Origin of the sequence: Schlesneria sphaerica (assembly GCF_044336245.1) — a bacterium.
Taxonomy (GTDB): Bacteria; Planctomycetota; Planctomycetia; order Planctomycetales; family Planctomycetaceae; genus Schlesneria; species Schlesneria sphaerica.
This window is the reverse complement of the sequence record NZ_CP172346.1, coordinates 2971447-2983339: the sequence shown is the minus strand read 5'-3', so window position 1 is coordinate 2983339 and position 11893 is coordinate 2971447. Positions and strand designations below refer to the sequence as shown.

General features: G+C 58.1%; 8 protein-coding genes. 4 read left to right on the top strand and 4 right to left on the bottom strand.

What is annotated here, in order from left to right; translation table 11 throughout:
• The first annotated feature begins 2 nt into the window (after window positions 1–2).
• Window positions 3–1223 carry a (Fe-S)-binding protein gene (locus ACGY09_RS10800; protein WP_397571551.1) on the top strand — a complete coding sequence of 407 codons (1221 nt, stop codon included), beginning with the start codon at window positions 3–5 and terminating at the stop codon, window positions 1221–1223.
• 124 nt (window positions 1224–1347) lie between these two features.
• Here ACGY09_RS10800 and ACGY09_RS10795 read toward each other — a convergent pair whose 3' ends face one another.
• Together ACGY09_RS10795 and ACGY09_RS10790 are read right to left on the bottom strand one after the other, a co-directional pair.
• Entirely contained in the window at window positions 1348–2490 is a 1143-nt protein-coding gene (locus ACGY09_RS10795; RefSeq protein WP_373650238.1) for a class I SAM-dependent methyltransferase, read from the bottom strand.
• Window positions 2491–2678: 188 nt separating this feature from the next.
• The gene (locus ACGY09_RS10790) at window positions 2679–3893 is read right to left on the bottom strand and encodes a class I SAM-dependent rRNA methyltransferase (RefSeq protein ID WP_397571550.1); all 1215 of its coding nucleotides are present in this window, start codon (window positions 3891–3893) and stop codon (window positions 2679–2681) included.
• A gap of 592 nt (window positions 3894–4485) precedes the next feature.
• Here ACGY09_RS10790 and ACGY09_RS10785 point away from each other — a divergent pair.
• Entirely contained in the window at window positions 4486–5613 is a 1128-nt protein-coding gene (locus tag ACGY09_RS10785; protein WP_373650240.1) for an HlyD family secretion protein, read from the top strand.
• A 217-nt stretch (window positions 5614–5830) separates the two neighbouring features.
• Window positions 5831–6364 (top strand): hypothetical protein, encoded by a 534-nt coding sequence (locus ACGY09_RS10780; RefSeq protein WP_397571549.1) that lies wholly within the window; start codon window positions 5831–5833, stop codon window positions 6362–6364.
• 4 nt (window positions 6365–6368) lie between these two features.
• Here ACGY09_RS10780 and murG read toward each other — a convergent pair whose 3' ends face one another.
• The gene (murG, locus tag ACGY09_RS10775) at window positions 6369–7502 is read right to left on the bottom strand and encodes an undecaprenyldiphospho-muramoylpentapeptide beta-N-acetylglucosaminyltransferase (RefSeq protein WP_397571548.1); all 1134 of its coding nucleotides are present in this window, start codon (window positions 7500–7502) and stop codon (window positions 6369–6371) included.
• Between the two features lie 289 nt (window positions 7503–7791).
• On the opposite strand from murG, the gene ACGY09_RS10770 reads away from it, so the two are divergent.
• Window positions 7792–8649, top strand: a complete 858-nt coding sequence (locus ACGY09_RS10770; protein ID WP_397571547.1) for a fumarylacetoacetate hydrolase family protein — start codon at window positions 7792–7794, stop codon at window positions 8647–8649.
• 266 nt (window positions 8650–8915) lie between these two features.
• Here the strand turns inward: ACGY09_RS10770 and leuS are convergent, their stop codons facing one another.
• On the bottom strand, window positions 8916–11828 hold the full coding sequence (gene leuS / locus ACGY09_RS10765) for a leucine--tRNA ligase (RefSeq protein WP_397571546.1): 2913 nt from the start codon (window positions 11826–11828) through the stop codon (window positions 8916–8918).
• Window positions 11829–11893 lie beyond the last annotated feature (65 nt).

Sequence of the window (11893 nt, the reverse complement as noted above, 5' to 3'; positions counted from 1 at the left end):
TTGTGACGACGTCAAATTCGAATCGCCCGACCGCTGCTCAGTCGTGTCATTCAATGGACCCTGATCTGCTTGCGAGTTGCGTTCACTGTGGTTTCTGTCTGGAAGTCTGTCCGACCTATAAACTGACCGGGGATGAGAATAACTCGCCCCGTGGTCGGTTACGGCTATGGCGCGAAGAGGCTGACGGACGGATTCCTCAGGATCCCTGGACTGACCACTACACTTCCGAATGTGTGGGCTGTCTGGCGTGTGAGTCGGCGTGTCCTGCGAATGTTCCGTATGGACAGATCTTCGAACAGGTCAAACATCAGCACGTCGCCCAGAAGCGGTCGCGTCCCCCAATCTCGTTGAGGTTTGCTGCAGGCTTAGCCCGGCATCAATCGCTGTTCAATCTGGCGATGTTACCGGCGCGACTGCTGCGGAAAGTCGGGATCCTGCCCCATCGGTTTCTCTTCAAAGGCGAGCCTGCCGCGTTTCAGTCGACGCAGGCCTATTCCAGTCACCTGATGCAGGTCCACCGGCCGACCGGTCCACGAGTGGCGCTGTTGACGGGTTGCCTGATGGAATCTCTCTTCCGCGAAATCAACTTCGCAACCGTGCGGGTACTGATCGAGAACAATATCCAGGTCGTCGTGCCGCCGGATCAGGGATGCTGCGGGGCGTTCCAGGAACATACGGGGATGGACGGCGTCGACCAACTGCAGGAACAGAACCGGATCGCTTTCGGGAAGCTGGATGTGGACGCGATCGTCAGCAATTCTTCCGGTTGCGGCCTGGCGCTGGGGAAGACCATGAAAGGCGAAGTCCCCGTTCGTGACGTGCTCGGTTTTCTGGGTGAACAGAACCTCGTCACACGGACGAGGAAGGACCAAGCGGCGCGCGTCTATGTGGATCTTCCCTGCCATCTGGTGCATGGTCAAAAGGCGGCTGGCATTCCCGCGAACGTGCTGGACGCGACCGGATATCAATGGGAACTGGCTCCCCAGGCACGTGACTGCTGTGGATCAGGTGGGGTCTACAACATTCAGAAGCCAGAGAACGCGCAGCAGATTCTCGCGCGCAAATCGGCATTCTTGAATGAGGCGGTCGGTACCCCCGTCATTCTGGCGACGTCGAATCACGTCTGCATGATGCAGTGGAACTCCGCGAGATCCACGGGGCTGGTGAAGCGTCCCTACGAAGTGCGGCACGTCATCCAGTTGCTGGATCCGTTGGGTTCCTAGCGGTTTGAAACAGATCCGTTATCCCTGATGGACAATGGGAGTCAGGGGACTGGCCGCAATTTGCAGTCTGTCCCAACCTCATTCGAACGAAGTCTGATCGAATGAGGTTGCCGGTCGGGGGAACTCAGTCGTACTGCTCTCGCGATCGCCGTTCTCGCGGCTGATCAGCGAGTGATTCTTTTCGCTTTCGGCCTGTAACGATCCAGTAATCGTTGGCTTCGGCCACTTCGACGTCCCCGTACCACAGGGGCATCCGCTCGACAAACCAGTTCGGGGTCTTGGTCACGATCAGGATTTTTGACTTGGGTTTCAGTGCCCGATGACCCGTGTCGAGGAACAAATCCGCGATCGCGTAGTTTGAGAAGTACGGCGGGTTAGCCAGGGCCAGGTCAAACTCGTCTGATGCGGGAGTTTCCCCTTCGGCATCCAGGGCATACGTGATCCCGGGAGCTTCATTCTTAGCGATCCCTCGTTCCAGCGACTGGATGGCGCGGGCGTTGGAGTCGACTGCGTGGACCGAGACATTTTCTGCCGCGAAGGCGGCGGCCAGGGAGACGGTACCGGCACCGCTTCCCAGGTCCAGGACCTTCATGCCCGGTTTGACGACCATTTTGTTCATCAAGGCCCGCGCGCCCCCGTCGATATGACGATGACTGAAAACACCGGGACGGCTGTACGCGTAGATGAGTCGACCCCGGTCACGAAACGCGAATTCGCAGTCGAAGTCTTTGAGTTTCTTCAGCGGCGCCACTTTCGTCGCGAGATAAACAGTCCCCTGCTTCCGGACGGGGCGACGTGTTACCTTGGGAAAAATTGCCCGTAACTCTTTGTGAATCCACTGATCTTCGTCGTTGTCGGTGGAAACGACCATTCGGCCCCCCTCGACCAGTCGCTGGTGTCCCTGCTGGAGCAGATCGCGGGTCAACTCGGCTTCACCCCCCTTTTTGAAGGCGAACGCCACGAGATCCGCTTCGTGATCGGGCAGATCCGGCTGGCAGATCAGATTCAGGTTCGGGGGGGGCGGTCCATCTTCGCTGATACGGAATTCGCTCTGCGTCCTGTGAAAAATATCGAGAAACCAGCAATCAACCTGAGCGTCAGGATGATCTGTCGCGTAGGCGACGGCAAACTGGGCACGCCCGGCCGACGTACAGATCACTCGTTTCCCCGACATGTCCGGCAGAGTGTCGATTAACAACTTCTCTTGTGGACGGATGAAAAACGAATGAGGGATCGTTTCTTCGACTTTTTTATTTCGACGTGACACGCGCGGCTCTGTGGAGAAAGTAGGAAGAAGTCTGTGGCGATCCCGGGCAGAGGAAATCGCCAGTATGGGCCCGGAACGGAGGCTATTCTACGTCAAAGGGGAGTAAATTCATTCCCCTTTATGATTTGAACGGCCAACAATGATGGCGATCGCTGGAAATCGGGTGGTTTCATCTCGTGAAACGACATCTACAGCACGCGACAAAGGTAGCACTTCAGGTAGTTCGTTTCGAGGCAGTGAATCGACGCGGGGTGGTCTGCGGCAGGGCCGCGTACCTCGAGCACCTGCAATCGGCGGTCTGCGTGCAGTGCCGACTGACTGAGCATATCCGCAAACATTTCGTGAGAGATGTGACCTGAACAACTGCAGGTCACAAAGAATCCACCGGGGTTGATCAGACCCAGTGCAAAGCGGTTCAGGCTGTAATAACCTCGTAACGCGGCATCGATCCCCTGCCGGTTGCGTGCGAGCTTCGGCGGGTCGAGCACCACGGTGTCGAACGTTTCCTGTTTGGAATGAAATTCTTCCAGAGCCTTGAAGGCGTCCTGTTTAACTGTCTTGAGTCGGTCCGCAACCCCGTTCAGCTCTGCATTGGAACGGGCCTGGGTGAGAGCCGCCTCTGACGCATCGACGGCGGTGACTTCGGCAGCCCCCCCGTTCACCAGGCAGTTCAGGCCAAAGCCACCGGTGTAACAGCAGACATCGAGAACTCGCTTATCTCGCACGAAGTCGGCGATCCGTCGGCGATTATCCCGCTGATCCAGGAAAAATCCGGTCTTTTGTCCTTCGGCCACGTCAATTCCATAGCGAACACCATGCTCGGCGATAAAAATGGGTCGAGGGGGGGACTGGCCCCAAAGCAACCCGTCGGTCAGTTCCAATCCTTCCGCCGCGCGAATTCCTTTCTCGGTTCGCAGCCAGATCCCTTCCGGTTGCAGGGTTTCGCGCAGGCTATCGAGGATGACTTCTTTGTGATTCGCCAGCGCCAGACTGGTCAATTGAACCATCAGCCAGCCGCCATAGCGGTCCACGGTCAGTCCCGACAGCCCGTCGGCTTCGCTGTAAATCTGTCGGCTGGCGTCCTGGGGCCCCTGTTGGGGCAAGAGGACCTTCCGCATCTCTACGGCGTCTGTAACTCTTTGCCGCCAGAAAGTTTCTGTCAGAGGGTCTGCTTCATCCCATGAGTAAAGTCGGACGGCAATCTTGCTGATCGGATTGAACAGACCCCAGGCGATGAACTGTCCGTCATGAGCGGTGAGGGCGACTGCATCACCGGGAGCCGGATTTCCCTCGATCCGGTCGATGGCGCCTTGGAAAACCCAGGGATGACGACTGAAAAAGGGGAGTGCTTTACGAGGTTTAATGACAACGCGTGCCGTGGAACCGGCGGAATGGACAGGCATGTCGGATTGTTTCAAGTGAGGAAAAAGTATTCGTTAACAGGACCGCCACAGTTCACGTGGTCGGCCCTCGGGTGCGGGACAGCGAGTGATCGCCACGGGAATCATTCTGCGGCGGCGGACCCCGTCCAATCCCCGGTGATCTTCGGGTTGCGTCATCCGGATCGAACTTCCTGTCGAATCTCAGCACCGACGGGCGTGGGGGAATCGGTTGAGGACGCATACAGATAACCGTTTCGTCATTTCTGGAAGACTGCCCGCTGATCATATCGCAAACGCGTGTGCAGGGCGCGGGTCGCGATGATTCCTGTTACCCGCGCTTCCTCATAAGGAGGGAATTTCGCTTCGACTGGAGTCTCGAAAATCGTTCCTCTCGGATTGGACGCTGCGGGAGCGTGTGCGTGGACGGAGGCGGGAACGGGGATCAACGAGTGTAGGTGACTTCACTTTTTGCCCCGGAACTGTTGGTTTTTGCGGGTTGTATCGACTCGTTTTTTGATTTCCGATTGGAATGGGCCGACTCTGTCCAATGAACATCCTCCGATTTTGCCGATCCGATGAAGGACTTTGTCACGCATTCTGGATGAAGCGCACCATGCCCGGCGAAATTTCCTCGACGACACACCAAGCCTCTTCCAGTTCCCTGATGTTCAAAGGGGTTTGCATCGGTCTGGCATTATTTGCAGGGACGGGATTCGCCTGTCTCTTCGAATATGTCGGCGAGCATTCCTATCCAGGGGTGCTGCAGTCCCGTTCGACGACGGTGTCCTCGAACTGTCTGGCTCAGGTCCGAGATGTGTCGGTCAAAGCAGGTCAGACACTCGTTCCAGGCGATTTGCTGGTTCAACTCGTCGATCCCCGCCTTGAGGATCGCATCATCAGCAAGCGTCGCGAAATCTCGGAACTGGAAGCCGAGATGAACCGGGTGAAAGTTGCGGCCGAAGTGGACCTGGCCTGGCGGCGACGAGAACTGGACGCGGAAGTCTTCGAGACACAGCTCAAGGAGACCGCGTTGGCACAGGAACGGCTTAACAAGCAGGTCGAGCAGCTTGCCTGGAAAGACCATCTGGCGAGCGCAGATTCGCTGGTCAGTCCGATGGGCGCGGAACTGAATAACCCCTTCAGTTCGCTGACGAAGCAGCTTCACCTTCCCGACGAACGCCGCCTGCAGGCGATGCTTCGTGAAGACGCTGCTGCAGCCTCCGCAGAGACTCTGGCGATTCAGGTCACGCTCTGTCAGGAACGACTCACCCGCCTTGCCGCCCTGGAAAAGAATCTGGAAGAACAGATTCGCAAGGGGTCGGGCGTGGATGTCATCGAGGCCAAATTAAACGGAGCCCGACAGGAGCTGGTTGCGCTGGAAGAGCAATCCAAAGAGCTGCAGATCATCAGTCCGACCTACGGCACCGTCGGGGAAGTCAAAGTTCATTCGGGCGATCAGGTCGCAGGTGGCGGTTCCCTGGTGGATATTCTGGACGACGTCCAGCGTCATGTGGTGGCGCAGTTGCCCCCGGGGACAGCGGCCCAGTTGAAACCCGGAACCAAGGTCACTCTTGTCTTTCCAGAGAATGATAAACGGATTGGAGTGATATCCGAGATCCCCTCGCACGTCACATCGTCATCGCGGAATGGCGAATCGTTCGTGGCTGTAAAGATCGAACCGGCTGGCAAGTTGTGGCCCAAAATCGCGATTGGTGCCAACGTCAAGGTCATGCTTCCGTAATTGGAATGACTCCGTCACAATGCCTCAATCCCGCAGCGAGACTGCTGCGGTCTGATGCGATAGCGCTGGTTGCGTCGTCTGAGATGGATCGCTCGATTCTTCTTTGCAGGCTGCATCTGCAGAATCTCTGCGGGTCAGTGTGAGAAACGAGTGGACTTCCGGACTGTAGCCTGTCGCACGTCCTGATTGAGTGATTTGATTTCGGAGCATGAAATTTATGGGGCACTCCCCGGCTGAACCCCCGCAAGGTCTCCTGGCGACGGTTGGGCAGTTTATTGCTCGCTTCTGTACGTCCGCCTGGGTCGGTGCTGCCACTCTTTTTGTGATTGTGGGAGTGGCCGAGGTGACGCGAGGCGGCTTCGACTCTGCCACCAAAGATATTCTCGTCGCACTCCGCTTTCCTGCGTATTACGTCTGCGGAGTTGTCCTGATGGGAAGCGCCTGGCTGGGGGCACTGATCGGAGGACCGTCGGCCACTTTCCCCCGGTTCCGCCGTACCGGAGCACTGATCTTCCTGGCGCTGTCACTTGGCGTGCTGGCGCTGGACTACGTTTTTGTCTATCTTCCTCTGCTGCGAATGGTCGTTCCCCCGGGCCAAGCCAAGTCGGCGTCGTTTACGCATTACCATGAAGCCTCGAAATGGGTCAATCTGGTCGGCTTGACGTTATGCCTGATCGCGACAGTGCTCATTCAGTGGCCTGTTCGCGTCACTCAGGTTGCAGAAACCCGGACACCAGATACCGCTGCCTAACGGCTTATCCGGCGCAGGGACTCACCTCAGCCTCGATGACATCCGCGATGGCCGCGGCTGCGTCCGGGTGGGCAAGTGACAATGCGGCATTTCCCATGCGATGACGCAAATGGGGGTCCCTGATGAGCTTCTCCAGGTTCCGGGATAACTGCAAAGCGGTCTCGTCAGAAGAAGGGGCATGTTCGACGAGGAGGGCGGCCTCGCGATCGACGAACACTTTGGCATTGGCATGCTGATGAGCGTCGGCTGCGTGCGGATAGGGGAGCAGAATTACCGGCTTGCCCGCACACGCCAGTTCTGCCAGCGTCGTGGCACCGGCTCGTGAAATGACGAGATTCGCACGCTCGTAGAGTTCTGGCATATCACGAAAGAATGACGACACTTCAGCTTTTAACCCCAGTTGGGCGTATGTTTGACGAGCGACCTCCACATAGCGAGGCCCGGTCTGGTGATCAATCTGCCAGTTGGCGAGTGGTTCGCGCAACGCCGCAACCGCTTTCAATACCGCAGCATTCAGCGAGTCGGCACCTTGACTTCCGCCGAGGATCAGCAAGTGTCGGCCAGTATCAACTGGAGAGACGACGGTGTCTGCATGATCTTCTGCGGGGTGGTGCAAGCGGGCAATCTCTGCGCGGACCGGATTCCCGGTGACCGTCACACGGCGAGCGCGCGGCAGATACGTTTGTGCCTCGGCGAACGAGAGGCAGACCTGATTTGCGTAGCGGCTCAGACCCCGTGTCGTCCGTCCGGGGATCGCGTTTTGTTCCAGCAGCACGACGGGAATTCGCTGGCGGCTGGCTGCATAGACGAGGGGTGCACTGGCGTAGCCACCCAACCCAATGACGGCGGCGGGCCGAAGTTCTTTCAGCAGTGCTTGGGCGCTGCGCCACGCCTGCCAGTTTCGCCAGAGAAATCTGACGGGGTTTCGTTTGAGAACCGCCAGTGATTCGACCGGCAACATGCGATGTTCGAGGTGGTGGTCCGCCGCGATGCTGACTTCGATGGGCCGGTTGGAGCCGATGAAAATGAGTCGGCGGGAAGGGGAACGCTGGCGGAGCTGTTCGGCCACGGCGATCCCGGGGAACAGGTGGCCGCCGGTGCCTCCCCCCGCAAAAAGGATTGTCGGCGCCGCTTCCATGACTTTCCGTTCCTCAGCTTGTGTCCGTAAGGCTGGTGCAAGTCCCTGACGTGATTTCGGTGGAGCGCGTGACGCCTGTGAGTTCCCCAGCATCGCTGCGGCGCAGAATCAGGGTGCATGCTGAACACGAACTCTGTTTCGCAGATTTGAGTTCGACCGGCAAGTTGAAGTGATGTCTGTACGGATGAAAATCCCTCCCGAGGTGACTAGAGTGTCCCGACGCCGTGCAAAACTGAATAATGAGAAGTCGTTTCACAGCCTCGCAGACACAACTACCAGGGAGACTAAGATGAAGCTGGCCACATTGAAAACCGACTGGGGACCACGAGTCGTTGGCGTTGCACTCGACGGACGCTTTGTGGATTTGTGTGAAGTGGATGTCAAGCTTCCCACCACCATGCGGGAAATTCTGGCCGCTCCAGAAGGTCTGATCGCTGCAGCCCATGCGCTGGCGGTCGGATCGGTCAAAGGCCCCTTCATCACGGGTCAGCTGGCGGCCCCGGTGGGAAATCCGGGCAAAGTCTTCTGTATCGGGTTGAACTATCGCGATCACGCGATCGAAACCAATTCGCCCATTCCGACCGAGCCCGTCGTCTTCAGCAAGTTTTCGCAGACCGTGATCGGTCCCGAAGACGCGGTGATTCTGCCGAAAGTTTCTCATGAAGTCGATTATGAGGCCGAGCTGGTCGTCGTGATTGGCAAGCAGGGAAAAAACATCCCGAAAGAGGAAGCTTACTCATACGTCGCGGGATACACCTGCGGTAACGATGTCTCGGCTCGCGACTGGCAAAAGGGACGACCGGGCGGTCAGTGGCTCTTGGGCAAGTCACCAGACACCTTCGCACCCACGGGACCCTACCTGGTCACCGCCGACGAAGTCGATCCACGCAGTCTGAAGATCGGTCTGCGTCTGAACGGCGAAACGCTACAGAATTCGTCGACAAAAGAGCTGATCTTTGGCATCGACGAAGTGATTGCTCATCTGTCGCAACTGATCACGCTGCAACCGGGCGACCTGATCTTCACCGGAACGCCTCCGGGTGTCGGTTCGGCTCGCAATCCGCAAGTCTACCTCAAGGCGGGCGATCGGATGGAAGTTGAAATCGAAGGGGTGGGTGTTCTCGCCAACCCGGTTATTGCTGAATGATCCCGGCTTGGTCGAAAAGCGGCTGATACGGATCCGTGGCGTGAATAACGCCGAATCAATAGAGAGAGCAGACCAGGACTCAGAATTGCCCCGGTCTGCTCTCTTTTTTTACGACTCATGCCAGAAACGGCCGTCGGGGCGAGTCCGCTCACCCGTGAAACGTCCCGGACCGACGTCAGTCTGCGGGCGTCCTGAGACGCGTCCGCAGACTGGTCATCTTTGCCCCCATGGCCGATGAGATCGGGAGGCGTTCCCTTCAGGAAAATCTACTTCACGACGAAGTTGATCATCTTACCCGGGACCACGATCGTCTTGACGATATTCTTCCCTTCGAGCTGACCAGCAATGACTGCGTCCGCCTTGGCCGCCGCTTCCGTTGTGGGCTGATCTGCACCTGTGGGGATCGTGATCTTGCCGCGCAACTTTCCGTTGATCTGCACCGGGATTTCGACCTCGGCTTCGATGAGGTATTTCTCTTCGTGAGTCGGCCATGGTTCGTACGCCAGCGTTTTTGAATGTCCCAGCAGTTCCCAGAGTTCTTCGGCCAGGTGCGGTGCGAAGGGGCTGAGCATCAGGACGAACGGTTCCATGACGGCTTTCGGGCGAACGTCCTGGCTGAGGAACTCATTCACAAATTCCATCATGCGGCTGATGGCCGTGTTGAATCCCATGGATTCCACGTCGCGCGTAACTGCCTTGATGGTACGATGCAAGGTTCGCAGTTGAGCCGCCGTCGGAGCGACATCCTGGACCTGAGGACACAGTTGGGCCTTGGTATCATTCGATTCATCGACGATCATTCGCCAGACACGACCAAGGAACCGGGCAACCCCTTCGACACCCTTCATGCTCCATGGCTTAACGGCTTCGAGCGGACCCATGAACATTTCGTACAGTCGAAGTGAATCGGCCCCGAACTGGTTGACCACGACATCGGGATTGATGACGTTGCCCCGGGATTTGGACATCTTATGGGCGCGGCTTTCAATCACGATCTCGGGCCGATCCTTCAGGACGAAGGCATCTCCCTTCTTCTCGACCGCCTCAAGATCAAGTACGACGGGCGTGACGACTTCACCGGTCTTTTCGACGACTCGTGTGGTGGCACCACTTTCATCGACATTCGCTTTCAAATCGCGTGCTGAAACGAAGGGAAGTGTCGCAATATCCGTCCCCGCATTTGTCCCCAGCACGTACCCGGTGAACTCGACTTCGCCCAGAATCATTCCCTGATTGACCAGTCGCTGGAACGGTTCTGCCGTCGAAACGTGTCCACGGTCAAACAGGACTTTGTGCCAGAAGCGGGAATACAGCAGGTGCAGCACGGCGTGCTCTGCCCCACCGACATACAGGTCGACGGGAAGCCACCGCTTTTCCAAGGCCGGATCCAGGAACCGCTCGGTGTTCTGGGGGTCGGCGAAGCGAAGGTAGTACCAGCACGACCCCGCCCACTGCGGCATGGTGTTGGTTTCCCGCTTGAGACGCACGCCCTCGGGCGAGGTTTTGTACAACCAGTTCTCTGGTGCCTTTGAGAGCATCGGATCAGGCGTACCCGTCGGTCTGAAGTCTGCCATTTCCGGCAGACGAACCGGAAGCTCGGTGACGGCATCGGTTCGCAGCAGACCGGTCGGTTGTCCGTTTTCGTCCAACTCGTGCCAGATCGGGAATGGTTCCCCCCAGTAACGCTGGCGCGAGAACAACCAGTCACGCAAGCGGTAGTTGACCGCCTTGCGTCCGATCCCCGCGGACTGCAGATCACTGGTCATTTTTGTCTTGAACTCAAGCGTCGGCAGGCCGGTGTACGCTCCCGAATTGATCGCGACGCCGTGGTGAAAGAAGCCCTGACTGACGTCGACGCTTCCGTCGGCGGGAGCCACGACGTGCGTGATGGGAATCTGGAACTGCGTGGCGAACTCGAAGTCTCGTTCGTCGTGGGCAGGAACGGCCATGATGGCACCGGTGCCGTAGCTCATCAGAACGTAGTCAGCGATCCAGACGGGGACCTGCTCGCCGTTCATCGGGTTCGTCGCGTAGCCACCGGTGAAAACGCCGCTTTTGTTCTTGGCCAGATCGGTTCGATCCAGATCGCTCTTCGTGGCCGCCTGCTGTCGATAGGCCTCCACGGCCGCACGTTGCTCTGGAGTCGTCAACACGGCTACCGCCGGATGCTCAGGGGCGAGGACCATGTAGGTGACGCCGAAGAGCGTGTCTGGCCGCGTCGTATAAATTCGCAAGACATCCGGCGAAGCTTCACGCGGGAAGCCATTCGTCGCACGGTTCGCCTTCCATTCTTCGTAAGCGGGGCCGTTCTGTCCGACGTAGAAATCGACTTCCGCACCTTCGCTGCGGCCGATCCAGTTTTTCTGCATCAGCTTGATCGATTCGGGCCATTGAAGATCGTCCAGTTCGTTCGCCAGACGGTCTCCGTAGGCGGTGATCCGCAGCAACCATTGGCGCAGCGGCACTCGCTCGACCGGATGCCCGCCTCGTTCGCTCTTTCCGTCGACGATCTCTTCGTTGGCGAGCACCGTCCCCAGCGCGGGACACCAGTTGACCGGGGCTTCATGTTGATAAGCCAGCCGGTGCTGATCCTGGTAACGTCTCACCGCGTCACTGCCGCGAGAGGCGATGTCGGCGGGAATCGGCAGGTCGGCGATCGGGCGCCCCCGTCCCGTGCGGGCCTTACCGTCGGGACCGGTCCATTCATGAGCGGGATCGTACCAGGTGTCGAAAAGCTGGAGGAAGATCCACTGTGTCCAGCGGTAGTATTCGGGATCTGTCGTCGCGAACTCGCGGCTCCAGTCATAACTGAAGCCGAGTGACTTCAGTTGCCGCTTGAACGTTCCGATGTTTTTGGCCGTCGTGACGGCGGGGTGAGTCCCCGTCTTGATCGCGTAGTCTTCGGCGGGCAATCCGAATGCATCCCAGCCCATCGGATGCAGCACCTGCTTGCCCCGCATGCGGTTAAAGCGGCAGACGATGTCCGTCGCGGTGTATCCTTCGGGGTGTCCGACATGCAGTCCCGCCCCCGACGGATAGGGAAACATATCGAGGACATAGAGCTTGTCTGACGCATCGGCACTGGTATCGGCCGGATCAACTTGAAACGTCTGGTGTTCGTCCCAATAGGCCTGCCACTTGGCTTCAATCCGCTTGACGTCGTCATCGTAACGAGGCATGACCTTCAGTCCGTTTCCGTATTCAAAAATGGTGTCAAGTTGTGATGATTCAGCATCAGGTGGGA